24 protein-coding genes are annotated in these 26080 nt (G+C 41.2%); 5 read left to right on the top strand and 19 right to left on the bottom strand.

Translation table 11 applies throughout. From position 1 onward, the window contains the following. Positions 1-79: 79 nt before the first annotated feature. From carB to I6N95_RS20150, 14 genes are all read right to left on the bottom strand, one after another. Positions 80-3259, bottom strand: coding sequence for a carbamoyl-phosphate synthase large subunit (carB, locus tag I6N95_RS20210; protein ID WP_209531159.1), 3180 nt, complete (start codon positions 3257-3259; stop codon positions 80-82). Next, positions 3259-4338: a carbamoyl phosphate synthase small subunit gene (locus I6N95_RS20205; protein ID WP_209531158.1), complete on the bottom strand. Its 1080-nt coding sequence runs from the start codon at positions 4336-4338 to the stop codon at positions 3259-3261. The genes carB and I6N95_RS20205 overlap by 1 nt, the downstream gene beginning before the upstream one ends. A 3-nt stretch (positions 4339-4341) precedes the next feature. Next, the gene (gene pyrC, locus I6N95_RS20200; RefSeq protein ID WP_209531157.1) at positions 4342-5628 is read right to left on the bottom strand and encodes a dihydroorotase; all 1287 of its coding nucleotides are present in this window, start codon (positions 5626-5628) and stop codon (positions 4342-4344) included. Positions 5629-5631: 3 nt separating this feature from the next. Continuing rightward, on the bottom strand, positions 5632-6558 hold the full coding sequence (locus I6N95_RS20195; RefSeq protein ID WP_209531156.1) for an aspartate carbamoyltransferase catalytic subunit: 927 nt from the start codon (positions 6556-6558) through the stop codon (positions 5632-5634). Positions 6559-6581: 23 nt separating this feature from the next. Beyond that, the gene (locus I6N95_RS20190; protein WP_209531155.1) at positions 6582-7862 is read right to left on the bottom strand and encodes a solute carrier family 23 protein; all 1281 of its coding nucleotides are present in this window, start codon (positions 7860-7862) and stop codon (positions 6582-6584) included. Between the two features lie 196 nt (positions 7863-8058). After that, complete coding sequence (gene pyrR / locus I6N95_RS20185) at positions 8059-8598, bottom strand: bifunctional pyr operon transcriptional regulator/uracil phosphoribosyltransferase PyrR (protein WP_209531154.1); 540 nt, start codon at positions 8596-8598, stop codon at positions 8059-8061. A 298-nt stretch (positions 8599-8896) separates the two neighbouring features. Beyond that, positions 8897-9799 (bottom strand): RluA family pseudouridine synthase, encoded by a 903-nt coding sequence (locus I6N95_RS20180; protein WP_209531153.1) that lies wholly within the window; start codon positions 9797-9799, stop codon positions 8897-8899. Position 9800: 1 nt separating this feature from the next. After that, complete coding sequence (gene lspA / locus I6N95_RS20175) at positions 9801-10256, bottom strand: signal peptidase II (RefSeq protein WP_209531152.1); 456 nt, start codon at positions 10254-10256, stop codon at positions 9801-9803. Next, positions 10253-10969 carry a CBS domain-containing protein gene (locus I6N95_RS20170; RefSeq protein WP_209531151.1) on the bottom strand — a complete coding sequence of 239 codons (717 nt, stop codon included), beginning with the start codon at positions 10967-10969 and terminating at the stop codon, positions 10253-10255. Before I6N95_RS20170 ends, lspA begins: the two co-directional genes overlap by 4 nt. Continuing rightward, positions 10970-11353, bottom strand: coding sequence for a hypothetical protein (locus I6N95_RS20165; RefSeq protein ID WP_209531150.1), 384 nt, complete (start codon positions 11351-11353; stop codon positions 10970-10972). A gap of 369 nt (positions 11354-11722) precedes the next feature. Further along, entirely contained in the window at positions 11723-11848 is a 126-nt protein-coding gene (locus I6N95_RS27525; RefSeq protein ID WP_283809002.1) for a hypothetical protein, read from the bottom strand. 159 nt (positions 11849-12007) lie between these two features. Next, on the bottom strand, positions 12008-13873 hold the full coding sequence (locus I6N95_RS20160; RefSeq protein WP_209531149.1) for a carbohydrate-binding domain-containing protein: 1866 nt from the start codon (positions 13871-13873) through the stop codon (positions 12008-12010). Between the two features lie 26 nt (positions 13874-13899). After that, positions 13900-14577 carry a DUF4956 domain-containing protein gene (locus I6N95_RS20155; protein WP_209531148.1) on the bottom strand — a complete coding sequence of 226 codons (678 nt, stop codon included), beginning with the start codon at positions 14575-14577 and terminating at the stop codon, positions 13900-13902. Continuing rightward, the gene (locus I6N95_RS20150; RefSeq protein ID WP_209531147.1) at positions 14567-15292 is read right to left on the bottom strand and encodes a polyphosphate polymerase domain-containing protein; all 726 of its coding nucleotides are present in this window, start codon (positions 15290-15292) and stop codon (positions 14567-14569) included. Before I6N95_RS20150 ends, I6N95_RS20155 begins: the two co-directional genes overlap by 11 nt. A gap of 180 nt (positions 15293-15472) precedes the next feature. On the opposite strand from I6N95_RS20150, the gene I6N95_RS20145 reads away from it, so the two are divergent. Both I6N95_RS20145 and I6N95_RS20140 read left to right on the top strand, forming a co-directional pair. After that, the gene (locus I6N95_RS20145) at positions 15473-16150 is read left to right on the top strand and encodes a response regulator transcription factor (protein WP_209531173.1); all 678 of its coding nucleotides are present in this window, start codon (positions 15473-15475) and stop codon (positions 16148-16150) included. Then, complete coding sequence (locus tag I6N95_RS20140; RefSeq protein WP_209531146.1) at positions 16150-17451, top strand: sensor histidine kinase; 1302 nt, start codon at positions 16150-16152, stop codon at positions 17449-17451. Before I6N95_RS20145 ends, I6N95_RS20140 begins: the two co-directional genes overlap by 1 nt. Positions 17452-17489: 38 nt before the next feature. Here I6N95_RS20140 and I6N95_RS20135 read toward each other — a convergent pair whose 3' ends face one another. Beyond that, entirely contained in the window at positions 17490-19160 is a 1671-nt protein-coding gene (locus tag I6N95_RS20135; RefSeq protein ID WP_209531145.1) for a formate--tetrahydrofolate ligase, read from the bottom strand. A 267-nt stretch (positions 19161-19427) separates the two neighbouring features. Between I6N95_RS20135 and I6N95_RS20130 the strand changes: the two genes are divergently transcribed. Further along, positions 19428-19634 carry a cold-shock protein gene (locus tag I6N95_RS20130; protein WP_209531144.1) on the top strand — a complete coding sequence of 69 codons (207 nt, stop codon included), beginning with the start codon at positions 19428-19430 and terminating at the stop codon, positions 19632-19634. A 101-nt stretch (positions 19635-19735) separates the two neighbouring features. Here I6N95_RS20130 and I6N95_RS20125 read toward each other — a convergent pair whose 3' ends face one another. Next, positions 19736-20182 (bottom strand): EbsA family protein, encoded by a 447-nt coding sequence (locus I6N95_RS20125; protein ID WP_209531143.1) that lies wholly within the window; start codon positions 20180-20182, stop codon positions 19736-19738. A gap of 90 nt (positions 20183-20272) precedes the next feature. Here I6N95_RS20125 and I6N95_RS20120 point away from each other — a divergent pair, with 90 nt between their 5' ends. Beyond that, positions 20273-20692: a ribonuclease HI family protein gene (locus I6N95_RS20120; protein ID WP_209531142.1), complete on the top strand. Its 420-nt coding sequence runs from the start codon at positions 20273-20275 to the stop codon at positions 20690-20692. Positions 20693-20776: 84 nt separating this feature from the next. Here the strand turns inward: I6N95_RS20120 and I6N95_RS20115 are convergent, their stop codons facing one another. Together I6N95_RS20115 and hemH are read right to left on the bottom strand one after the other, a co-directional pair. Then, on the bottom strand, positions 20777-21556 hold the full coding sequence (locus I6N95_RS20115) for a Cof-type HAD-IIB family hydrolase (protein WP_209531141.1): 780 nt from the start codon (positions 21554-21556) through the stop codon (positions 20777-20779). 16 nt (positions 21557-21572) lie between these two features. Continuing rightward, positions 21573-22523 (bottom strand): ferrochelatase, encoded by a 951-nt coding sequence (gene hemH, locus I6N95_RS20110; RefSeq protein ID WP_245249745.1) that lies wholly within the window; start codon positions 22521-22523, stop codon positions 21573-21575. A gap of 244 nt (positions 22524-22767) precedes the next feature. On the opposite strand from hemH, the gene I6N95_RS20105 reads away from it, so the two are divergent. After that, positions 22768-24426 (top strand): glycerol-3-phosphate dehydrogenase/oxidase, encoded by a 1659-nt coding sequence (locus I6N95_RS20105; RefSeq protein ID WP_209531139.1) that lies wholly within the window; start codon positions 22768-22770, stop codon positions 24424-24426. A gap of 86 nt (positions 24427-24512) precedes the next feature. Here the strand turns inward: I6N95_RS20105 and I6N95_RS20100 are convergent, their stop codons facing one another. Beyond that, a complete protein-coding gene (locus I6N95_RS20100; RefSeq protein ID WP_209531138.1) occupies positions 24513-26012 on the bottom strand; it encodes a carboxypeptidase M32 in 1500 nt (499 codons plus the stop codon). Positions 26013-26080: the final 68 nt, after the last annotated feature.

The following is a 26080-nucleotide window of genomic DNA, read 5'->3' as shown; positions in this document are numbered from 1 at the left end:
TGACTTCCTTCGTTTTTCTGACCATGCTCCTCCCGCAAATCAGCAGCAAGATAGATCGCAGCTTGCTGCTAATTCATGTTTATAAGGCTTCGACTTGAAACGCTTGGGATTCTAAGACTTTCAAAATGGCACTAGCTGTATCCAAAGAAGTAAATAAGGGGACGCCATGCTCTACTGATTCTCGGCGAATCAAGAAACCATCAGATTCAGCCGCTCGTTTTTTATCCATCGTATTGACGACCACTTGCGCTTCCCCTTTACGAATCACATCAATCACCGTCTCACTACCTTCGTGAGAGATTTTAGAAACTGACTTAACTGCCAGTCCTTGCGCTTTGAAATAAGCAGCAGTTCCTTCGGTGGCAACAAGACTGTAGCCGATATTAGTGAAACGTTTGGCCAGTGCCAAACTTTCTTCTTTCGCTTCATCAGCAATCGTGAACAACACTGACCCATAGCTTGGCAAATGCATGCCACTTGCTTCAAAAGCTTTATACAAAGCTTTATCCAAGTTAATGTCCGATCCCATGACTTCTCCCGTCGATTTCATTTCAGGTCCTAGGTAAGTATCAACTAGCTGCAACTTGGCAAATGAGAAAACAGGAGCTTTTACGTGTACGCCATGACTTTCCTTATAAAGACCATCTTGATAGCCTAATTCTTTTAAGGTTTGCCCTAAAATCAATTTTGTGGCAACTTGCGACATGGGAATATCAGTGACTTTACTTAAAAAGGGCACCGTTCGGCTCGCCCGAGGGTTAACCTCTATCACGTAAACAGTCTCTTGATGAATCACAAACTGGACATTCATCATCCCCTTACAGTTCAATCCTAAGGCCAAGCGTTTAGTATAGTCGGCAATCGTTGCCTGAATCTCAGCTGACAGAGTTTGCGGTGGGTAAACCGCCATCGAATCTCCCGAATGAACGCCTGCTCGTTCGATGTGCTCCATAATTCCAGGAATCAAGACGTCAGTCCCATCACTAATGGCGTCAACCTCACACTCTGCTCCGACTAAGTAACTGTCGACTAAAACAGGATGTTCTGGTGAAGCTTTGACCGCTTCTACCATATAACTTTCCAAGTCCTCTTTATTTTCAACAATTTCCATCGCTCTGCCACCTAACACATAACTTGGACGTACCAAAACCGGATAGCCAATTCGCTCGGCGATCACGACCGCTTCTTCTTTACTTGTGGCTGTATCGCCTGGTGGCATAGGAATGTCCAACTCTTTCAAGGCTTGTTCAAACAAATCACGATTCTCAGCACGATCCAAGTCTTCAATCGTTGTGCCAATAATTTTAACACCGCGCTTCGTCAAGGGCTCGGCTAAGTTAATCGCGGTCTGTCCACCAAACTGAACAATCACGCCGATCGGTTGTTCTAGATCAATCACATTCATCACATCTTCAAGGGTTAAGGGTTCAAAATAAAGTTTATCAGAAATTGAAAAGTCAGTTGAGACCGTTTCAGGATTGCTGTTCATGATAATCGCTTCATAGCCTGCCTGTTGAATCGCCTTAACAGAATGAACCGTAGCGTAATCAAACTCAACCCCTTGACCAATCCGAATCGGTCCTGACCCCAAGACCAATACGGAGTCCTTTTGAGAACGAAGACTCTCATTTTCCTGCTCATAGGTGCTATAAAAATAGGGAGTGACCGATTCAAATTCAGCGGCACAGGTATCCACCATTTTGAAAACAGGGGTTAATTGGTGATCTTTTCTAAATTGACTTACGCTTAGTTCATCACTTTGCCATAACTCGGCGACTTTTTTATCAGTAAAGCCATTTTGTTTGGCTTCTTCCAAAACCGTCACATTGCCAACATGATCGGCTAATTCTTTTTCCAGTTCAATGATATGCAAAAGTTTATCGAGAAATAATAGATCAATTTTCGTCAACTCCGCCAATTCTTCAATCGAATAATCACGGCGTAATGCTTCAGCTAGGTAAAACAAGCGATCATCTTGAGCCTTGATAATTTTTTCCATCAAGACATCTTCGCTCACCTTCGCTAACTCTTTTAACTCAATATGATGAGTCCCTATTTCTAATGAACGAACGGCTTTTAAAAGCGATTCTTCGATATTGCGGCCAATAGCCATCACTTCGCCAGTGGCTTTCATCTGAGTGCCTAATTTACGTTCACCTTTTTCAAACTTATCAAAAGGCCAGCGAGGGATTTTGGATACGACATAATCAAGCGTTGGCTCAAATTCGGCGTAAGTGGTTTCTGTGACGGGATTTTTCATCTCATCCAACGTCAGCCCGACGGCTATTTTTGCTGCTAATTTGGCAATTGGGTACCCAGTTGCCTTACTGGCTAAAGCGGAACTGCGGCTTACTCGTGGGTTAACTTCAATCACATAGTAGTTAAAGCTATGAGGGTCCAATGCCAGCTGAACGTTACAGCCACCCTCAATCTTCAACGCCCGAATAATTTTTAACGAAGCGTCACGCAGTAGCTGATGTTCAATATCAGAGAGGGTCTGACTTGGAGCAAAGACGATGGAATCCCCTGTATGAACACCTACCGGATCAAAATTTTCCATATTACACACCACAATGGCGTTGTCAGCTGAATCACGCATAACTTCATATTCAATTTCTTTGTAACCAGCAATACTTTTTTCGATCAAGCATTGAGTAGCTGGTGACAACTTTAACCCATTACTGGCAATTTCAATTAATGCTTCAACATTATCACACATACCACCACCCGTTCCCCCTAAAGTGAAGGCTGGGCGAACAATGATCGGAAAGCCGATTTCTTCAGAAAATTTGACAGCATCTTCCACATTATTGACAATCACACTTTCAGGAATTGGTTGATCTAATTCTTCCATTAATTGTTTGAACAAATCGCGGTCTTCTGCCTGATCTATGGCGGTTAATTTCGTGCCAAGAAGCTCAATCTGCAACTCGTCTAAGATACCTGATTTTGATAATTCCATGGCCATATTCAGGCCTGTTTGACCACCAAGGGTTGGCAAGATCGCATCGGGGCGCTCTTTTCGCAAAATCCGTGAAACAAATTCAAGGGTAATCGGTTCAATATAGACTTTATCGGCAATTTCTTTATCGGTCATAATCGTTGCTGGATTTGAATTCACGAGGATAACTTCGTAACCTTCTTCCCGCAATGCCAGACAAGCCTGAGTTCCTGCATAATCAAATTCGGCAGCTTGACCAATGACGATTGGCCCAGAGCCAATCACCATAATTCGTTTGATATCTGTTCTTTTCGGCATTAGTCAATCTCCTTCCAAGCATCCATTAATTCCATAAATTCATCAAACAGGTGAACCCCATCATGTGGCCCAGGTGCGGCATCAGGATGAAATTGCACCGTAAATGCAGGAAAAGCCTTATGACGAACCCCTTCGACTGTTCCATCATTGATTTCCACATGAGTTATCATCAATGTTTCATGATTAATCGAGTCTTCAGCCACTGCAAAACCATGATTTTGCGAGGTAAAGTCGATTCTTCCAGTAGCGATTTCCCGAACTGGATGGTTCACGCCCCGATGACCGAAACGCATTTTATAAGTATCAGCACCATTGGCTAAGGCAAAAAGTTGATGCCCTAGACAAATGCCAAACACAGGAACTTTTCCTTGAATGCCACGAATCATTTCCAGAGCTTCCGGTAAACTTTTAGGATCTCCCGGCCCATTACTGAGCATGACGCCATCAGGATGTAAATTTAAAATGGTTTCAGCATCCGTATTATAAGGTAAAACGGTAATATTACAATGACGCTTACTTAATTCTCGTAAAATGCTGTGCTTAAGCCCAAAATCCACTACGACCACATTGCGACCAATTCCCGGACTAGGATAAGCTTTAGTTGTTGACACTTGTTCCACTTGATTCGTTGGCAATACCGTCGCCTTTAATTGATCGAAGGCATGATCAAGATCTGCTCCTTCATCGACAAAACTGCCTTTCATCGTACCGACAGAACGGATTTTCCGTGCCAACATCCGGGTATCAATGCCCGCAATGCCGGGAATATCTTTGCTTTTCAAAAATTCATCCAAGGTCATTTGACTGCGCCAGTTCGATGCCAGACGGGCATGTTCCTTAACGATTATCCCTTTACACGTTGGTTCAATCGATTCAAAATCATCTCGGTTAATGCCGTAATTTCCTACCATAGGATAAGTAAACGTGATGATTTGGCCATTAAAACTCTGGTCTGTAATCGTTTCTTGGTAGCCAGTCATACTCGTTGTAAAGACTACTTCGCCAGTTACCGCTCGATCAGAACCGAAGGCTTTTCCGGTAAAAATAGTGCCATCTTCTAAAATTAATAAGCGTTTCACTAATTATTCCCCCTGTTTCCAAGCAACCTGACCATCGACTAAGGTCAAAAGGGTTTGGCCTTTGACTTCTTTGCCGATAAACGGGGTATTGGAAGATTTAGATTCAAAATCGACATCGTCAATGGCGTAAACTGTTCCTAGTTCAAAGACTGCCAGATCAGCCGGTCCACCGATGGTAATGCGACCTGCTTTTAAGTTAAACAGTTCGGCAGGTTTGACGGTCATCCAATCGATGACTTGTGCTAACGTGAAAATCCCTTTTTCCACAAACTCAGTATACATTAAGGCAAAGGCTGTTTCACTGCCGACAATGCCGAAAGGCGCTTTGGTCATAGTCTGGTCTTTCTCATCATGACCATGGGGCGCGTGATCCGTCGCAATACAATCAATCGTTCCATCCAACAAACCGTCAATTAAAGCTTGACGATCATCTGTCCCCCGCAAGGGTGGGTTCATTTTGAAATTGCCGTGATCATGAGTGATGTCCTCTTCTGACATAATCAAATGATGGGGACAAACTTCACAGGTCACATGAACTCCTGCTCGTTTTGCATCACGGATTATTCTGACACTCTCTTTGGTAGAAACATGACAGACATGGTAGTGAACGCCAGTCTCTTCAGCTAGCAAGATATCGCGGGCGATCTGTGATGATTCCGTGGCACTCATGATACCAGGCAAGCCTAGTTTTTCCGAAACTTTCCCTTGATGCATACAACCACCAAACAACAAGGACTCGTCTTCGGTATGTGCCACGATCGGACGATTGTATTTAGCTGCTTCCTTCATGGCCAGATACATAGTGCCAGCCGTCTGCACCCCAACACCGTCATTGGTAAAAGCGAAAGCCCCCGCTTTGGTTAAGCCGGCCATATCGACTAAGACCTCACTTCGCAATTCCTCTGTAATCGGCGCATATTGTAAAACCTTAACTACCGCATCTCGCTCAATAATCTCTTGAACTTCAGCAAAACGTTCAACCGTATCTGGAACAGGATCCAAGTTGGGCATGGTACAAACCGTTGTGTAACCTCCGCGTGCCGCCGCCTTACTCCCTGTTTCAATTGTTTCCTTATAAGTAAAACCTGGTTCTCTAAAATGGACGTGAACATCTACCAAACCTGGGGTAATCAATGCTCCGGCCAGATCGATGATTTCGTCAAACGCCACGCCACTAGTGTCAAAGTCCAAACCGATGGCTTTGATTTTCCCTTCTTCAATCCAGACATCGCTTTTTATTAACTCATTTTGTCGGTCTACTATCTGACCATTCTTCAATAATTTTTTCATAACTTACGCCTTCCCTTCTAAGATCGCTTCTAAAATCGCCATTCGCATAAAGACACCATTACTCATCTGTTGCACAATGCGAGATTGAATACTTTCCACTAGTGAATCTGCCAGCTCAACATCCCGATTGACTGGGGCTGGATGCATGATAATCGCATCAGTTTGCATTTTTTTAGCTCGCTCAATTGTCAAGCCATATTGTTGGTGGTAATCTTCTTTAGAAAAACTTTCAGTGCCGTCGTGCCGTTCGTGCTGAACTCTCAACATCATCATGACATCAACTTTTTCAATTAATTCATCCAGCGGTAAAAATGTCCCATAAGCTTGAAATTTTTTGTCGAACCACTCTGGAGGGCCAGAGAAAAAGACTTGAGCTCCTAGACGTTTGAGCATTTGCATATTGGATTTAGCCACACGGGAGTGATTAATATCTCCCACAATCGCCACTTTTAAGTTTTCAAAGCCACCAAATTCCTCATAAATTGTAAGTAGATCAAGCAAACACTGTGACGGGTGCTGGCCACTGCCATCGCCACCGTTGATTATCGAACTAGTAATCGTGTTGCTTTGAATCAATTGATTGTAATAATTTTCTTCCTGATGACGCACGACACAGGCATCAACACCGATCGCCGACATGGTTAGGACTGTGTCGTAAAGAGACTCTCCTTTTGTAACGGAACTGGTTGACGTATCAAACTCGATTACTTCTAAACCTAAACGTTTTTCCGCTACTTCAAAACTTTTGTGGGTTCGAGTGCTATTTTCAAAAAACAAATTAGCTACAAAAAACTTTCGCTGCTTCGGTTTCCAGTTATCGCCATTTTTGAATTGCTGGGCTCTGCGGATTAAACCTAAGACTTCTTGATCACTTAGGGCTTCGACTGTCAATAAATGCTTTAAACTAACTTGTTCTCTTGTAATAATCATCTTCTAACCTCACTTTTCTTTTTTTAATCTTCGCTTAATGCTTTGGCTGGTAAAACCAGATTAAGAATGATTCCAAATAAAGTAGCTAAAGCCATTCCTGATAAAACGAATGCTCCTGCTTCAAATTTCAAGCCACCAATTCCCACAACTAATATGACGGAAGCGATCAACAGATTCCGCTTTTGATCAAAGTTCACCTTATTATCAATTAATATTTTTAAACCACTAGAAGCGATTACTCCAAATAAGACAAAACTGATCCCGCCAATGACTGGCCCGGGAATACTGGTAATGATCGCGCTAATTTTCCCAACAAAAGCTAGGACAATGGCTAATACCCCTGCGCCTCCTAGAACAAATACGCTGTGGACGCGAGTGATTGCTAGCACGCCAATATTTTCACCATAACTTGTGACTGGCGGGCCACCGACTAAACTTGCGACGATTTGTGCTAGTCCATCACCGAATAACGTTCGTGATAGACCTGGTGACTCAAAAAAATTCCGCTTCGTTAATTTATTTAGAACCGTTAAGTGACCGATGTGCTCTGTCATGGTCACAAAGGCGATTGGCGCCATGGTTAAAATCGCGCCAAGGTGCAATTTTGGTGTATAGGTGGCAAAAGGAATCTGGAAATCTGGCATGGCAAACAATGGTGCATTTTTAATCAGTTCTGTATCAACTATGCCAAAGGCCAAGGCCACTAAGTAGCCACCAATAATCCCCAACAAAATCGGCAGTAGACCTAAAAATCCTTTTAGATACATGTTGAAAATGATGGTCAGCACCAAGGTGACTAGCGCCACAATAATGTATGTAATATTGTACTCACCAGCAGGCGTGTACATGGCATTTTTGGCAGCTGTTTCAGCTAAACCAAGGCCGATCACCATGACAACAGGTCCTACCACAATTGGTGGTAATAATCGATCCAACCATTTTGTGCCAAACTGCTTGATCAGCAACGAGACTAGCAAGTAGACCAATCCGGTTGTTAAAGCCCCTTGAGCGATGGCTGGATAGCCGGCTCCCTGATCAGCCATTAGCATTTGCATCGCCGTAATAAAGGCAAAACTACTTCCTAAATAGGCTGGAATTTTCCCCTTTGTAACCAGCATGTAAACAATCGATCCCAAACCTGAACTCAACAAGGCAATACCAGGATCAAGGCCAACTAGCTTTGGCACTAAAACCGTCGCGCCAAACATCGTGAATAAGTGCTGTAAACTTAAGCCAAACCATTGGAACGGTTTCGGCTTATCATTAATATCCAATACTGCATCTGGATTTCTAAACTCTGTCATAAAAACAACTCCTCCTCAGTGGCTTCTAACCACCTATCATTCTCTCATTATTGCTAATGTCATATCCTATAGTCTAAAAAACCCTCATACCAGAAAGGTTTGAGGGTCAATACACTTCACCAAATTTAGGCTAAGCTTAGCCTTTGGCTCTATGATTGCTCTTCTCAGTCTCTCTGGACTCAATTAAAAAGCGCGTTTATTTTTCTTTGACAATACAGATACGATCTTGTTTGTCGAATTCTTCCATTTCAACAACCACTGCTTCTTTCGCTGACGTTGGCAAATTTTTACCAACAAAGTCGGCTCGGATCGGTAACTCTCGGTGACCTCTATCCACAAGTACAGCTAAAGAAATTTTTTCTGGTCGGCCAAAATCCATGACAGCGTCAAGTGCCGCCCGAATGGTTCTGCCAGTATACAAAACATCGTCAACTAAAATGACATGCTTTCCTTCTACAGAAAATGGAATGGTTGAAGCCGATAAATCAGGTTTAGCTTCAATCTCCTGCCCTTTATCATCGCGGTAAAGAGTGATATCAAGTTCCCCAACTGGTAATTCAATCCCCTCTAACTGCTTCATCCGTTCAGCAATTCGTTGCGCAATAAAAATCCCTCTTGTTTTAATGCCGATTAAAACCACATCTTGAACACCTTTGTTACGCTCAATAATTTCATAGGTAATGCGCGTTAGAATTCGCTTCATCGTCACACTGTCGATTACTTCTTTTTCAATCATGCTACTGCTCCTCTCATTTTTCTCCATTAAGATTGGCTTCTTTTGCTCCCGCCCTGCTTTAACCAGTTGACAACTTGTTAACCTCTGACTTGATCTGCTTGCTTAGTGAACCATAAGCAGACAAGCAAAAACTCCTGCCTCTAAAATAAAGGCAGGAGTTAAGTAGTTGGATTCACTTAAATACAGTTTCCCCAAGGGATGACTGTGCGCCTTTTTAGCCTCACGGGACTAGTTCTTAAAGGTGTCTATTTAATTTTTCTTCTTACATAGTGTACCCTTAATCCACTTAAAATGCAATCTATTTTTCCAAGTTTTTTAAGGTTGTCGCAAATAGCTCTGGAACAGGGATTTCAAAAAACATTTGTTCACCTGTCCGCGGATGAACAAATCCCAGCGTTTGAGCATGTAAAAACTGACCCTTGCCTTCCAGTGTTTTACGACGACCGTATAGTGGGTCCCCTGCCACTGGATGTTTGATGTATTGCATATGGACACGGATTTGGTGAGTCCTTCCGGTTTCCAATTGACATTCAATCAAGGTATAGTCTTTAAATCGCTCAAGAACTGAGAAATTGGTGACTGCTGGTTTGCCACCTTCAATAACTGCTTGAGATTTACGGTTAATTTTCGAGCGACCAATCGGCGCATCAATCGTGCCTTTGTCGTGTGATATTTCATCATGGACAATCGCTAAATACTTACGAGTGGCCGTCTTATCCTTCAGTTGCTTACTCAAAGAATCATGGGCTAGATCGTTTTTGGCAACCATCAATAAGCCAGAAGTATCTTTGTCAATTCGATGGACGATACCAGGACGAATGACATCGTTAATACTAGATAGATTTTTTATATGGTACAACAAGGCATTAACCAAGGTCCCGGTCGGATGGCCTGCTGACGGATGGACGACCATTCCTTGGGGTTTATTAATAACCACCACATCATCGTCTTCATAAACAATTTCTAACGGAATGTTTTCCGCTTCAATTGTCATTTCAACTGGTTCTGGCCGCTTGATTTCAATCTTGTCTTGATCTTTAACTTTGTAATTGGCTCGAGCCACCTCGCCGTTAACCGTGACCAGTTCTTCTTTAATCCACTGTTGAATTTGCGATCGCGAAAATTCGGGCATCGCCTCCACTAACGCTTTATCAAGACGGCCCCTTTGACCGTCAATTGTCACTTCAATTTTTTCTAACATATCATTTCACCTTATCTGTTTTTTCGTCAAGTATGATGTAAATAAAGACGCAAATGACACCGATTGTCAAGGCGATATCAGCTACATTAAAAATAGGAAAATTAAAAAATTCCACTTGAAACATGTCCACGACAAATCCTAAACGCAAACGGTCGATAAAGTTACCGATCGCTCCGCCTAAAATCAAGGACAATCCTACTAATAACCACTTACTCTCCCCTTGGTTTTTATAAAGAAAGTACAAAACAACGACTGACGTAATCGCTGTGATGATGTAAAAGAACCACATTTTACCTTCCAAAATACTCCAAGCTGCTCCTTCATTACGAATATGAGTCAGTGATAAAATCGGATTTTGCATGATGGTTTCACCAAAGTCGATATTACCAGCCACCCACCACTTGACAACTTGGTCAAGTGCCACAACAATGGCCGCGATAATTAAATAAATAATCAATTAAGGTTCCCCCAATCTTCATAATAATCTTGAAACAATTCTTTTGGTCGCATAATGCCAATTAAGTTACCGTCAGGGTTACCATCATTGGTAATTAGCAAAGCTTCCACTGTTGGATCCTTTAAAAAATAGTCAATCGCTTGAAAGACATTTGTTTCTTTATCGATAAAACGGTAATTATTGCGTTTTCGATCGCTTTCTAAGACAACTTCCACTGTTTGACCATTAATTCTAATAGAAGTCTCATGATCTTGCATCGCCATCCAAATTCCCAAACCGTGAGCTGTCACTAACCCGAGAAACTTTCCTCGATCATAAATCGGAAACTGTGAATAACGCTTCTCAGCAATGATGGTCAATATGTCGGTTAATTTAGTTGCCTTGTCAAAGCCCGTCACTTGTTTTTTAAATCGAGGAATCACCTTTTCTGGTCGTGTCAAATCCCCTTCAATCTTCAATAATTTAGCTATAATCCAGTCATTCGGTTCCGCAATAACAAAATCTGGCGAAATTCGATCGTGTACAATGGCATTTCGCAGTTGGGCAATTTCGATTAAATCGTCTTGATAACGCCGTACCAAAAGGTCCTGACGCTTTGCTAAACGCCTAACTAGCTCACTAAAGCCCATGCTATTTGGTGCATTCACTTCATCTCGCATCCATTTTTCAACCCGATTAAAGGCTGCTAAAAATTCATTGGCCTGTTCTCCCACTTAATCGAGCTCCTCAATCACGTAAAATTTTCGAGACATCACTGCGACGAAGATGACGTAAATCGCTAAAATCCCAACTCCCAATTCCCAAGACTTAAAAATAATTGGCAAAATAAAAATCAATGTGAATAATGACATATACAATTTAAGAATGTTGGGATTAATTTTGATTTGCAATCTTTTCTCTTCCCCACTGTTATCAATATGAACAGTTTCGCTTTTAAGTAATGAAAACTTGACATCCAAATTAAAGCCTGCTTCCGCCCCGTCAATTTCTTTTGTTTCATCGTTATTTAATACACACACTTGTTCGCCATTTTTAAAAACTTTCAAGGGGCTCCCCATTCCAAAGAAGCCAGTTTTTCTAACTAATGATACTTTCATCGCTTATCTCCTCTTTCTAATAGGTCCGACCTTCAACTCTTAGTGATTTATCACTTAGAAGTTGTTGTGATCGAAACCGTAGGTGTAGTGTCCACTATCACTCCACTTTGCTACGATCTCATCAATCTCTAAAAACTAAAGTTTTAAGAATTGAAGGGCAATAACTAAAGTTATAAGCATAGGGGCTCTCCTCTTTCTAATAGGTCCGGTCTTTGATTCATTCCTATTTATTGTCACTCGTTCTTTATAATAAAAATTAACGTAACTTTAAGACGCAAAACGACTATTTCATCCCTTCCTATAATAACAGTAAACATCAAAAAAAGCCAAATAGAATGTAGTAAATCCACTCTATTTGACCGAATTAAATTAGATTTTTTTTTGATTCAAGTTTTTTTCACGTTGCAAGCCACTTTTTAAGGCTTTAGGATAATAAATAAATAGTCGACCAACTACATACCCGAATTTATACATAACCGCTTCTACTTTCTTCATGTCTGCCACGTCCTCGTCACTTACTTAACATCAGTATAGCCCATTAGTAGTGACTTGTAACGACGCTTTCAGCAATTTAACATTTATTTATTGTTTTTGTAACAATTTTAATATATCAGCCGTTATTAGGGCTTGGTCGCCACTTTCAATTTGATGGCTTTAGCGCGGTGGCTGGCCGCCACCACCGCCTCTACCACCACCTCCTCCACCCATCTGATTGCCTGATACGGCCTCACCAGATTGTGAAATTGAAGTAGTCATCTCTTCTATGGTTAAGCTCAACAACTTGTCCCCTTGGTAATCACTGTTAGCAGCAAAACCAAACTGAGAGTCTGTGGTCATGGTGCCACCTACTGATAGGGTATACTCACTGCCTTTTTGGATGTCAGGTGCACTAATCGCTACATGCTGATAGCTTTTATTAGGGGCAAAGCTAATGATGTTATTGCCGTCAGAGTCTGCTACATTAATAAGTTGATCCGCTCCTTGGCTACTATCAAAATAAATGCCGACAGAAGCTTGACTAGAACTATCACTTGGCAACATAGCCATCCCACCACTTCCTGCTGCTACGAGAATACCACCACTTATGGTGTAAGTTCCATCATAATCCAAGGCACCATTACCACCATTCGTCGGACCACTAACAAGGGCTGTTCCACCGGTTTGAGTCACCGTTCCATTAGAATCAATGCCATCGCCTTCAGCGTCGATAAATATCACACCACCGTTAATGGTAATGGAGTAATCACCACCACCGCCGCCAAAATTATCTTTGCCAAAACCACCGGCACCTGCGTCTGCTCCGTCGCTACCACCGCCGGCATTTAACCCGTCATCACTACTTGTGACTGAAATTGTACCATCTTCAATGATGATATCGGCTGCTTCTAATCCTTCATAAGATTCCGCGACCGTTACTTGACCGTTATTGATTGTCAGCGTATCATCTGCGTGAATACCATCGTCTCCAGTTTTTAAGTTAAACTCGCCATTTTCAATAGTGATGCTACCATTAGCGTGTAAGCTATCGTCTGCTGAATTAATGGTAAATTTCCCCGTATTAATCTGGATGCCACTACCAGCTTTCATCCCTTTAAGACTTTCAGTATCGCTGGGAGTGCCCGTTGAACCGCTGCCTGCTTCAATAGTAATTGTCCCGTTTGAAATCTTTAAATTGGTTTCCGCTTGAATACCATCACGGCCCGTCGTAACATTAAAACTACCACCATCAATGGCTAACCATCCTTTCGTCTCATCTGTTGAATTACTGGACTGAATCCCATCATTATCCGCCTTAATTTCGTAATTGCCTGCTAAGATTGAAATTGAATCATTGCCCTTAAGCCCATTGTTGGCTGCTTCTATTTGATACGTGCCGCTGATTAGAACTAAATCGTCTTTACTTCTGATGCCGTCATGGTAACGGCTAACCACTTCTAAACTGCCTTGTCCATTAAGGGTTAAATCAGCTTTACTAAACAAGGCGGCATCAGGTTCAGTGTCATCGCTGTCCCCTTTCACCTTACGGTTATCTGTTAACACGTTGGTCGTCCCTTTGGCCAAAGTGATGATGACTTTATCAGCTGTCTCAATCTCAATAGGAGCAGTGGTACTATTACTAATTGTGGCCCCATTTAAGATAATTCGAACATCATCTGTTTCCTTATTGGCCGCTACTTTTAATTGCCCTTCTTTTAATTCGCCACTGACTGCATAAGTCCCTGCTTGAGTGATAGTCAGACTGCCATCTTTCACAGTTACTCCTTCACCTTCAACAGTAGCTGACTGACCTGTTAATGTGATAGTAGTTGTTGCATCAGCGACAGTCGCCTCTTGCTTATCCTTGTCACTGTACACACCGTATTGATCTGCCGCCTCTGTCTCAGTCACAGTTTGATCACTTGTGGCTGTGGTCGCTGTCGAACTACCGCCTGTACTTTCTGTTTCTGTCACCTTCTGACAAGCACTTAATGTTAATAAGGTGGCTAATAATAGTAGTTTTTTCGATTTTTGATAACTCATACTCGACACATCCTTTTTGAGACTGTTTATAACTCTTCCCGATTTGTGGCCATTTTTGCTGAAGTGACCGTTAAATTACCATTACGGATTCTAATTTTATCTAATAAATCTTTTTCCAACGTTTGATCTTTCAGCATCACGCTGTAACACAATTCATATAGACTTCCCATATTCGTGGTTTTAACCCTGTCAAGTGTGGCTTCATGAGTATATTCCTCAAATAAATCATCAAATAAATTAGGATAATCCAAATCTTCCGGTATCACAATTTTAATCAGCCGATTAGAGACTTTTGACTGTTTCCCAAAATTTGTTAGTTGTAACAAGATTAATGTTACACCTGTAATTACTGAGAACACCGCAATATAGGCAATGTATCCCATACCCGTTGCTAAACCGATGCCCATTGACCAAAAGATACTGGTTATCTCACGAGAACCGCCGGCCACAGAACGAAAACGAATTAAGCTAAAGGCGCCTAAAACTGCCATCCCTGTTCCTAAGTTACCATTCACTAGCATGATCACCGATTGCACAAGAACCGGTAAAATTGCTAAGGTCACGATAAAATTTTTAGAATAAACATTGCGATACATGTGAATGGAGGCGACAAATACGCCTAAGATGATGGAACTAACTGTACAAATTAATAATTGCACCATGGTAATATTTTCAGTATTATTGGCTAATAGACTAGATAACATGTTGAAACGACTCCTTCTTAAATAAATATCGTTGATAGGTTTGACCATATTTGGTAAATGATCCTGGGTAAATCGCTAAGTTTGCTAATGCTTCAGCAAACCAAATGGGATAAGCTCCTAAAGCTTTGACTTCCATTAAGACATCGATTTCTGGTGCAACCCGCGCTCCTTCTGTGCCACTGAGTAGCTGTAAATCTTCTTGTCGATAGCGAATATTAAAATCAAAGGTCACCCTGAATTCCGGCTCACTCGGAGCAAAAAAAGCGCGGCGTTCATAGGCAATCATTACTTTGGGCTCCAACTGCTTACGGGCCAACAACCAGCTGATTTCCTGACTCACTTGGCGCTCAACGCCAGAGGCAAACTTATCCTCAGGTTGGGCAATATAATCAGCCACTTCTTCTAATGGCATGGCTACTCGGCGTTTATAAACTATCCCCGCGTATTTCTTTTTAATTTCTAAAAAGACGGGTGTTGACTCTTGCGGCTCACCATAGGCCCTTAAGCGAAATTTCTCCCGATAGTCGGGCTTTTCAATCGAAGCTCGAATCAGATCATAATCTTCTGTATCAAAATACAAGGAAGAAATAGTGTGCAAGCCGTACTCATCCTCGACTAAATCAGAACCCAACTTTACAATTAATTGCTCGAAATCAGCATAGCTGAGTAAATATTTTTTTTCCTTTCGTTGAAACATATGTTTTAGTTTGGTCATTTTGGATCACTCTTTCTTTCTTTTTGTGATATCCTTAGGTTAACTTGCTTACCATAAACGAACCTTAAAGCATTCCTTAAGATTATTTTAAGCTGACACCCATATGATGTAGTTAATGAAGAAAAAAATATCGGATAATTCAAATTAAAGGTAAAGAAATGAGGACCTAAAATGAGCATGATGATCACTATTTTACTGGTAGAAGACGATCAGATTTTGGCCGGCAGTATCGCTGAAATATTAGAAGAAGTTGGAACCGTCACACAAATTTACGACGGGGACGAAGGGTTATATGAAGCAGAATCTAATAAGTACGACTTATTTGTTTTCGATATTATGCTTCCTGGCATTGATGGCTACGGCATACTGGAAAAACTTCGCCAACAAGGCATCGAGACCCCTGTTCTTTTTCTAACAGCTAAAGACAGCTTAGAAGATAAAATTAAAGGATTCCAACAAGGGGCTGATGATTATTTAACGAAACCCTTCCACCGAGAAGAACTTTTATTGCGGGTACAAGCGATGCTAAAACGCAGTTTAGGTCTTTCAGCTGAACAGACCATCAGTTTTCATAACACCGATTGTCAACTGACTACCCGAATCGTCACGATTAACAATCAACCTTTAGAACTTCAAGGCAAAGAATTCGAATTGCTCATCTATTTAATCAAGCAAAAAAATCGGATTGTCACAAAAGAACAGATTTTCGAACGAATTTGGGGATTTGATTCTGAGACCTCTTATACGGTTGTCGAAGTTTACATGAGTAATTTACGAAAAAAATTAAAACAGGCCGATTCCGATGTCAACATTAAAACCATTCGTAATGTCGGTTATATTCTAGGAGAGACTTCTTAATGAAAACAGAATTTAAACAACGACGTTCGCTCTTTATGAGAAACGTCTTAGCCTTCGGGGTTATTTTCCTAATGCTCGGCTTCATCGTTAACCAAGTGCTTTACCAATCTCTTTATACCAATATCGACGAAGAACTACGCTCAGTGTCAACCAATAGCAACTTTATCGAACAAGAACTTACTAAAGGAGATCCTGGTAGCAACAACATGCCCAAATTCTCTGAAGAGCTTAAACCTCATCGAGATCTAAAACCACCAAATACGTTTCAAGTTCAACCGGTGTTATGGTCAAAAGACGGTAAAATCATCAATCAGGAAGCTCTGGGCAATCGTTATACCGATATGGCCAACTTGACCTTTGATAAACAAAAACTTGGACAGATTGAAGCCCTCCATGTGGAAGATAGTTATGATCAAAAAATCAACTTTCGTTCCATCACCAAACAGGTGGATTCAGGAGATGTAGCTTATATTCAATTCATTTCCAATACCAATCAGTTAGAAGAAAGTATGAAATTTTTTCAACAAGTTTTGATCGGCTGTATGATTGTTTTTTGGATCCTATCCATTGTCGTTAGCTATTATCTAGCCAAGCTCAACATGGCGCCAATTATGGCCTCTTGGAAACGACAACAAGAGTTTGTGGAAAACTCCTCCCACGAGTTGCGAACCCCTTTAACAATCATTCAAGCCAAGTTGGAAAAGCTTTTCACTAAACCAAATCACACGATTTTAGAGGAATCCGAAGACATCGCCTTGGCTTTAAACGAAACACGTCGCCTGAATCAGTTGACAAATGATTTGCTACTGTTAGCACGCTCTGACAGCAATGAATTAGTGGTCGACCGAAAATTGGCTGATGTCAAAGAGTTTTTAGTTAAAGCGAGCGAGCCTTATCAGGAAATTGCCAAAAGCCAACACAAAGAAATGAAACTGTCATTAGGTCACCTGCAAACCGTTTCTTTCGATAGCAAGTTAATCACGCAGCTGTTGATTATTTTATTGGATAATGCCCTAAAATATACAGGAGAAGGGGATACTATCACCGTTTTTTCAGAAACAACGGCCAAACATTGGTTAATCGAAGTTCGAGATACCGGAATTGGTCTCAAAACAAGTAATACCGATCAATTATTTACTCGTTTTTACCGAGAAGATGGTGCCCGCCAGCGAAAGACAGGTGGTTACGGATTAGGTTTATCTATCGCTAAATCAATTGTTGACATGCATCACGGTAAAATAAGTATTAAAGAAAACCAACCCAAAGGCACTGTTTTTAGCATCACCCTTCCTTTAGACTAAAACATGCTTACTGACAACAGCGTCAGTAAGCATGTTTTTTAGAATAATCCTTTAATACTTCCGTTTGAATCAACAGACATTTTCAACGCAGCTGGTTCTTTTGGCAAGCTTGGCATCGTCATAATATCACCAGTAAAGGCTACGATAAAACCAGCTCCCATCTTCGGCACCAGCTCTCGAATGACAACCGTAAACTCGCTAGGACGACCAACTTTTTTCGGATCATCTGACAATGAAAACTGAGTCTTTGCCATACAAATTGGCAATCTGTCCCAGCCGTATTTCTTAAAGATTTCGATTTGTTCCTTGGCTTTATCAGTAAAGAACACCCCGTCTCCGCCGTATAACTCTTTGACAATCGTCTCAGCTTTTTCTTCTATTGTCATGCCAAATGAATAAACAGCTTCAAAATCACTGCTATCTTCTTCAATTATTGAAATGACTTTCTCCGCTAAAGCCAGACTTCCTTGATAACCGTCCGACCAACTACTGGTGATTTCAACAATAGCTCCCAGATCTTCACATAGACGCGTTAATAATGCCAATTCTTTGTCGGTATCGCTGGTAAACTGGTTAACAGCAACGATGACAGGTAAGCCATATTTTTGCATGTTTTGAACGTGTTTTTCCAAATTTGCCACGCCCAGCTTCAGCGCTTCAGGGTTTTCGATTGTCAGCTCATCATGAGGCACTCCTCCATGCATCTTTAAGGCGCGAATGGTCGCCACAATCACAATCGCGTCAGGCGCTTTTTCTAAAATTGGCACTTTAATATCCAAGAATTTTTCCGCGCCTAAATCTGCTCCAAAACCGGCTTCTGTTACCACAAAATCGCCTAGCTTTAATGCCATCTTTGTAGCGACGACACTGTTACACCCATGAGCAATGTTGCCAAAAGGTCCCCCATGAATAAAGGCTGGTGTTTGATATAACGTCTGAACTAAATTAGGTTTAAGTGCGTCTTTTAGCAATAAGGTTAGCACCCCTTCAGCATTCAGATCACCCACGGTTATCGGTTCATTCTGAAAGGTATAGCCAATGATAATGTTGCTTAACCGGCTAGTTAGATCCGCCAAGTTTTTAGCCAAACAAATAACGGCCATAATCTCACTAGCCACCGTAATTTCAAATTGTTCTTCTCTTGGAACACCTTGCTTAAGCCCGCCTAAGCCAATCGTTGTTTGCCTTAAGCTGCGATCATTAATATCCAAAACCCGTTTCCAAATAACACGGCGTGGGTCGATTTGCAACTCATTTCCCTGATAGATGTGATTATCAATTAACGCAGACAGGGTGTTATTCGCCGTGGTAATGGCGTGCATGTCCCCAGTAAAATGTAGATTAATGTCAGCCATCGGCATGACTTGCGAATAGCCACCTCCCGTGGCCCCTCCTTTAGTGCCCATAACAGGGCCTAGGGAAGGTTCTCGTAAAGCAATTACCGCTTGTTTCCCTAGAGCATTCAAAGCATCTCCAAGACCAATTGTCACGGTTGATTTACCTTCACCAGCATTAGTAGGATTAATCGATGTCACCAATATTAATTTTCCATCTGGTCGATCTTTTAAGCGATTCAAAACGCTCGTTTTTATTTTCGCTTTAAGATGACCGTATTGTTCGACTTCATCTGTTGATAAATTAAGTTTTTCAGCAATGTCTGTTATCGGAACACCATGACTTGTTTGAGCAATTTCAATATCCGTTTTCAATACTCTCTCCTCTTTCTGCTAATCGTTTGATAAAATCCATTGAATAGATTTTAGATAGGGGATTAAGAAAGCTGATCCGCGGCTCAAAAGAGCAAACGCTTACCTTTTTTTGAAAGGGCCTCTCTTACTCACACCCTCTCTCTATTATACCGTGAAAATAAAAAAATAGCATTATCAACCAATAGTTATCATAGATTGTTTGACCTTTGGCCTATTAATCTTTATAATGAATTTAGCTCCAAAATATATGCGACGGGGGAATGTAAAATGACTGAAGGCATTGTCAAATGGTTTGATACAAAAAAAGGCTATGGTTTTATTACTTATAATGACACCGAGGAAATCTTCGTTCATTTTACTGGTATCGAAGGTGATGGTTTCAAAACCTTAAAAGATAATCAACACGTCCAATTTGAAATTAAAGAAGGACACCGTGGCTTGCAAGCAACTAACGTGTCTGCCATTGAAGAATAAACGCAAAAAAGTGTCGGCTCTTTGGCCCACACTTTTTTTACTTTATAGGAAAGTATAAAACTTTCTCTATATCGCAGTTCCGATCCGGCTTCACGCCTCGTTCAGCTTTTCTTAATACTGACAATAATTCCTTTAAATTCGGCTGATTGCTCCAAGGCAGATATAAAGTTAGCAAGTGTCTTTTTTGACATCAACACGGTCCGATCTGATTCTTCAATTTCATGGTGTCCATCGAAGATGAATGTCAGGCCATAAGCCCCTAAAGAAATTTTTTCAATCGTTCTCAAATCAAATTGATGACGATTCCTTTTTAATATCGCGTGGACAATTAACCGATCGTCTTGAATGCTAAAGTGGCGTGATTGCCCCAAATAAGTCAGTATAGCAAAACAGATAAAAAACGATACACACAAAACACTCAGTCCCAAGGCCTCAAATGCGGCAATTGAACTAAGAAAAAAGGTACCGAAAGTTAAAGACCAATAAATAATGCTGGTTGCTAATTCAGGTTGCCACCTAAATTTTTGGTTGGTTTCTTTTTTAGTCACAACTGTACCTCTCAAACTATCAACTAATACTCTCATACTACCATATTATCCATGAAATAAAAAATATTTACTTAAAGAAAGGCTTGAAAGATGCTAAAAATATACATAGATGCTGCTACTAAAGGCAATCCAGGCATTAGTGGTGCTGGTGTGCAACTCATTGGTCAGCAGTTGTATCAACAATTAAGCTATCCGCTACCGGAATTAACGAATCACCAAGCGGAATTCGCTGCTTTGGAATTAGCGCTTAATGAAATTATCGCTCAAGAATTACACCAACAGAATATCATTGTCTATACTGATAGCAAATTAGTCGCTCAAACCGTTGACAAAGATTACTCCAACAATCCGCTTTTTAGTCCTTATCTGGAACGAATCAGAGGTCTTTACCCTTACTTCCCCCTGCTGGTCATTCAGTGGCTCCCTGAAAAAGAAAACAAAGGCGCTGATAATTTAGCACGACAAGGCCTACAAAAAGCCCTAAAATTAGCTAAAAAGAAGCCAAAATAGTTTTAGCGTCTCCGTTCTGGGGACGCTTTTTTACCTCTAGCCAGCTAGCGGCTACTCTCCTAAGACTAAAAAACTACCGATGATTTAAGAGTTAAACCAACCAAAGTGTTGGCACGCTTTATAAATACCATCATTCACATTTAAATCCGTGACATAATCCGCTTTTTCTTTAACGTCCTGTCCCCCATTCCCCATGGCGATACTCAACCACTGGGAATCAAACATGACCAAGTCATTGGTATCATCACCGAACACGACGACCTCTGCTAAAGGTGCCTCAAGCTCCTTCATCATCTCAAGAATGCCTTGATGTTTTGCATCATATTGAAACATCAAATAATCAGGAACAAAACGCAAATTGCCAAGATCATTTCGCTTTATCAGTCGTTCTTCTTCCTCTTTCCCAACGGAAATATAAATTTTGAAAATCCTTGTCAGCTGCTGAAAATCCAATTTTGGGTTAATTAGATAGTCCGTCTTTTCTTGTCGTTCACCAACTTGTTGACGAAATAAATCATTTTTGGCATGAACTACGTAAGAATCATCCAAACTCAGCAAGACTCCATAACCAAGCTTCTCCGCCTGTTGGATTATGCCAACCGCTTTCTCCAGGTCTAACGGGTGATTTTGTTTCAACTGATTATCAATTACCAAAGCGCCACCACCAGCACACACCATATTCTCAAGACCAATCTGCTCCATAAACGGACGAGCTTTATAGTGAGCCCGACCGGTTGCAATGGCGACAAAGTGACCCGCTTCCTGTAATTTTTGGAGCGCAAGCTGAGCTGAAGGGACAACTTGATTGGTTTTCCGATCGGTCAAGGTTCCATCAATATCAAAGAAAAAATATTTTTTTGTCACATCGATCCCTACTTTCTTACCTCTCTCTTACTAAACTTTCAAGTAAATCCACAAAGCCAGGATCATCATTAAATGGATGAATATAATTAAAGATTTTCCCTCCATGCTCCATGAAGTAACCACGATTTTCAGTTTCAATTTCTTCAATGGTTTCGATACAATCAGAAACAAAGCCCGGTGTAATGATCAAGACATTCTCGACCCCTTTTTCCGGCAAGCCCATCAAAGTTTGATCAAGGGCCGGTTTAAGCCATTCAGCCTTGCCAAAAGTCGATTGATACGCCACTTGCCAAGGAATTTCCAGCTTTAATTTGGCAAAGATAGCGTCCGTGGTGGCTTGACATTGCTCCTTGTAAGGATCGCCCTTTGCGACATAGCTGACAGGAATACCGTGGTAAGAAATCACCAAACGATCTGGTTGATAGTCGGCGATGCCTTTTTTAATCTGCTGAATCAATAGATCAATATACAGTGGATGTTCCGTAAATTCACGAATCAAATGAAGACTTGGCATGTCCTCCTGTTTCAGATAGTGATGAAACACCGCATCATTAATAGAAGCGGTTGTTGTCGTTGAATATTGTGGAAACAAAGGAATCACTGTCACATCCTCAACACCCGCCTCAGCCATTTCAGTTAATGACTCGGAAATCGTGGGTGAGCTGTATCCCATGCCATACTTCACCAAATGATCCGGAAAACGCTCTTGAAGTTGGTTAGCCTGAGATTTCGTATAAACCAATAATGGCGATCCCTCCGCTGTCCAAATCTCCTGATAAAGTGCTGCTGATTTTTTCGGACGTGTGTTTAATATTATACCATGTAAAATCGGTAACCATTTCCATCGCGGAGTATCAATTACCCGTTGATCGCCTAAAAAATTCTTTAAATAGGCTCTAACCTCTTTTGTTTCAGGTTTATCTGGTGTCCCAATATTGGCAATTAAAATCCCTTTTTTCTTTTTCAATTTCTTACCCCTCATTCAATAATTGCTATTACCGTCATCTAGTATAACAAAGTTTCTTTTATCTTCCTACTACTTGAGATAACGTTAGATGGTTCTTAATATACAAATTGCCCTGACAACGGTATACTGAAGGAAGAATGTTATCACTGTTATCTTCATTAGCTGAAAGCCTTCGAGTAATAAGCTGAAAGGTTAACAATTCCAACAGATCACCGCATTATCATTGAGATAGGGAGGTTTTTATATGAGTTTTTCATGGGAAGAACGACGGGAGCATCTTAGAAAAATGTCAGCAGTCACACTTGATATATTGGTTATCGGTGGAGGAATTACCGGCGCTGGTATTTCCCTCGACGCCATCAGTCGTGGACTCGGTGTAGGGTTAGTTGAAATGGGAGATTTTGCCTCTGGAACATCCAGTCGATCAACCAAACTGGTCCATGGTGGGTTACGCTATTTAAAACAATTTGAAGTTAAAACAGTCGCAGAAGTCGGCCGTGAGCGAGCCATTGTTTATGAAAATGCCCCTCATGTGACAACACCTGTCAAAATGGTCCTGCCCTTTTATCAAGAGGGATCTTTCGGTCCATTGACGACAACGATTGGCTTAGATATTTACGACAAACTGGCCCAAGTCGAAAAACATGAGCGGAAATTTATGTTACGTCCCCGCGACACGCTAAAACGAGAACCCTATTTAAAAGCAACAGGGCTCAAAGGAAGTGGCGTTTATGTGGAATATCGAACTGATGATAGTCGTTTGACACTAGAAGTCTTAAAAAAGGCCGAAGAATTTGGAGCTTATATCGCCAACTATGCCAAGGTTGAGAAATTACTCTACAGCAAAGAAACTGGCAACATTATAGGTGTCCGCGTCCGCGATTTAATTGACAACATCGAATACCCCATTTATGCCAAACGTGTGATAAACGCAGCCGGTCCATGGGTCGATCAGATTCGTGAATTGGATCGTTCCAAACAAGATCGCTATCTTCATCTGACCAAAGGCGTTCATTTAGTTTTTGATGACAGTCGGTTCCCTTTGACCAACGCGGTTTATTTTGACACACCTTTTGACGATGGCCGCATGATGTTTGCTATCCCTCGTGACGGTAAGGTCTACGTGGGAACAACAGACACTGGTTATCATGGTTCACCTGCTGATGTGACTGTGACATTGGCGGATGTGACCTATGTTCTAAATGCTATCAATCTCATGTTTGCGGTTCCTTCAATGACTGTGGCTGACATTGAATCAGCATGGGCCGGGATTCGACCGCTGATTCATGAAGATGGCAAGGCCCCTTCTGAGCTTTCCAGAAAGGATGAGATTTTCCATTCTGACAGCGGGCTTTATTCGATTGCTGGTGGTAAATTAACTGGCTATCGGCACATGTCGAAAGAAATCGTTGACACTGTCTTACATGATATTTGTCAAGAATATAAACGACTCTTTATTAAATGTCGCACTAAAAACTTGAACTTATCTGGCGGTGATGTTGGTGGCAGTCAGGGCTATCAGCGGTATGTTAAAGAATTTGTCAAAATAGGCATAGAAAAATTTCATTTAACTCATCGAGAATCTAACCTACTTGTAAAACGTTATGGCTCCAATGTGATTGACTTATTCGCTTATTTACTAAGTGTTCCAGAGAGCAGTCAACTATCGGATGTGGATTATGTCATGTTGCGTTATGCCTTGGAACACGAGATGTGCCTTCACCCGATTGACTTTTTATTGCGACGAACGAGCTACATGCTGTTCAATATGAAACGTTGCCAGTTAATCAAAGAAGAAGTGGTTCATGAGATGAGTAAGTTCTATCAATGGACAGATGACTATCAAGCTAAAATGCTAGCAGAGACAAATCAGGAAATTGAAAAACACCTAACATTTCGATAAGAAGACAGTTGCAGATTTTCGGAAGGTTTTTCTCACATCATAGATCTAAAACAGGGTGGGACATAAGTCCCACCCTGTCTAACTAACTATTCAGAAATATTGTAAACATCAAAATACAATTTACGCATATAATCAAGTAAATATTGAGGGTTTAGCGCTTCGCCGGTCGCATCCATGATGAGCCGATTGGGTTTCCGTGAAGAACCATACTGATGAATATTTTTCGTTGACCATTTGCGAATAGCCGAATAATCATCAGAACCAAGAATCGCCTCAACGTCCAACTCTTTCTCCATACCGTGATGAAGCTGTGCGGCATACATATAACCTAGTGCGTAGGACGGAAAATAGCCAAAGCTGGCGCCTGCCCAATGGACATCTTGTAAAATCCCTTCTAAATCATTCCCTGGACGAACCCCTAAATACTCTTCGTATTTATCATTCCAAATTTGAGGCAAGTCATCGATGGAAACTTCATCGTTAAAAATCATTTTTTCAATTTCATAGCGTATGATGATGTGCAATGGATAGGTCAAAGAGTCAGATTCAATTCGTACAAAACTAGCCTTGGTTTCTTTTAACCCTTTGTAAAAAGTCTCAAATTCAACATCTGCAAAAGTCTCCCCTGTAATGGCCTGCAGCGCTGGAAATTGACGTTGCCAGAAAGCCTTACTGCCTCCGACAATGATTTCATTAAAGAGTGATTGAGATTCATGGATCCCCATTGAGACTCCACCTGCTAAAGGCGTGTAATCATACTTAGCAGCCACATTTTGTTCATACATGCCGTGGCCAGCTTCGTGTATCACGCCTAAAGTTGCCATACCAAAATCATTCTCGTCCCAACGTGTCGTAATTCGCGCATCATTGCGGTTTAAATTTAACATAAAAGGATGAACCGTGTCGTCTAAGCGACCTCGACTAAAGTCATAACCTAATTCTGTCACAACTTGAGTAACAAACTGGCGCTGCTGTTCTTTCGTCACATGCCGATGCAAGAACGACGTATCTGGCACTGTGCCTTTTTCCGCCACGACTTGGCGAATGTCCATAATCCCATCTCTAACTTGGCTAAAAACGTCATCTAAAATAGCCACTGTCATACCTGGTTCATATTGATTTAGCAACACATCATAAGGTGTTGCTTCTTCTTTGCGCCACAAAGGAATAAACTCTTTAGTAAAATTGATTAATTCTTCTAAAGACCCTTTAAATAGATGGTAATCTTTGGCTTCACGAGCTTTCACCCATGTACTATGAGCCATCGATTGAACTTTTCTAAAGGCTTGATAACGATCAGCTGGAACATTTTTATTTAAGTCGTATTCCTCTTTGACTTTGTCATAAACAGCTTGTCCAAATTCAGATAATTCCTCAGGATGGGCCGCAAAATAAGCCAGATAGTCCGTCATTTCAGGTCCTGTTGACATACTAAAGGCCTTGCCACTCAAATAGCTGGACACTTCCGCCCGATGAGCCGCTCCTTTTTCAGGCATTCCCGTTTGACTATCCCATTCAAGTAATCCAATTGACTCATGGATTAACGCAATCTCTTTCAAGTAAGCTAAAAATGCTGGTTCATTCATCAATAAATCCCTACTTTCCACTAAATAATGTACAACTAAAATCGTTTGGCTGATCTATGATCGGTTAA

This window comes from Vagococcus allomyrinae (assembly GCF_017829975.1).
Classification (GTDB): domain Bacteria; phylum Bacillota; class Bacilli; order Lactobacillales; family Vagococcaceae; genus Vagococcus_D; species Vagococcus_D allomyrinae.
Note: the sequence above shows the minus strand (reverse complement) of the source record. Positions and strands in the feature narration are given on the sequence as shown.

Bases quoted from the DNA above. Each gene is read 5' to 3' on its own strand.
- I6N95_RS20155 (WP_209531148.1), bottom strand. From the start codon at position 14,577: ATGTTATCTAGTCTATTAGCCAATAATACTGAAAATATTACCATGGTG.
- pyrR (WP_209531154.1), bottom strand. From the start codon at position 8,598: ATGATTGAAAAAGAAGTAATCGACAGTGTGACGATGAAGCGAATTCTA.
- I6N95_RS20165 (WP_209531150.1), bottom strand. From the start codon at position 11,353: ATGAAAGTATCATTAGTTAGAAAAACTGGCTTCTTTGGAATGGGGAGC.
- I6N95_RS20105 (WP_209531139.1), top strand. From the start codon at position 22,768: ATGAGTTTTTCATGGGAAGAACGACGGGAGCATCTTAGAAAAATGTCA.
- I6N95_RS20120 (WP_209531142.1), top strand. From the start codon at position 20,273: ATGCTAAAAATATACATAGATGCTGCTACTAAAGGCAATCCAGGCATT.
- I6N95_RS20130 (WP_209531144.1), top strand. From the start codon at position 19,428: ATGACTGAAGGCATTGTCAAATGGTTTGATACAAAAAAAGGCTATGGT.
- pyrC (WP_209531157.1), bottom strand. From the start codon at position 5,628: ATGAAAAAATTATTGAAGAATGGTCAGATAGTAGACCGACAAAATGAG.
- I6N95_RS20180 (WP_209531153.1), bottom strand. From the start codon at position 9,799: ATGTTAGAAAAAATTGAAGTGACAATTGACGGTCAAAGGGGCCGTCTT.
- I6N95_RS20150 (WP_209531147.1), bottom strand. From the start codon at position 15,292: ATGACCAAACTAAAACATATGTTTCAACGAAAGGAAAAAAAATATTTA.
- I6N95_RS27525 (WP_283809002.1), bottom strand. From the start codon at position 11,848: ATGAAGAAAGTAGAAGCGGTTATGTATAAATTCGGGTATGTAGTTGGT.
- I6N95_RS20145 (WP_209531173.1), top strand. From the start codon at position 15,473: ATGATCACTATTTTACTGGTAGAAGACGATCAGATTTTGGCCGGCAGT.
- I6N95_RS20190 (WP_209531155.1), bottom strand. From the start codon at position 7,862: ATGACAGAGTTTAGAAATCCAGATGCAGTATTGGATATTAATGATAAG.
- I6N95_RS20195 (WP_209531156.1), bottom strand. From the start codon at position 6,558: ATGATTATTACAAGAGAACAAGTTAGTTTAAAGCATTTATTGACAGTC.
- I6N95_RS20140 (WP_209531146.1), top strand. From the start codon at position 16,150: ATGAAAACAGAATTTAAACAACGACGTTCGCTCTTTATGAGAAACGTC.
- I6N95_RS20100 (WP_209531138.1), bottom strand. From the start codon at position 26,012: ATGAATGAACCAGCATTTTTAGCTTACTTGAAAGAGATTGCGTTAATC.
- carB (WP_209531159.1), bottom strand. From the start codon at position 3,259: ATGCCGAAAAGAACAGATATCAAACGAATTATGGTGATTGGCTCTGGG.
- I6N95_RS20160 (WP_209531149.1), bottom strand. From the start codon at position 13,873: ATGAGTTATCAAAAATCGAAAAAACTACTATTATTAGCCACCTTATTA.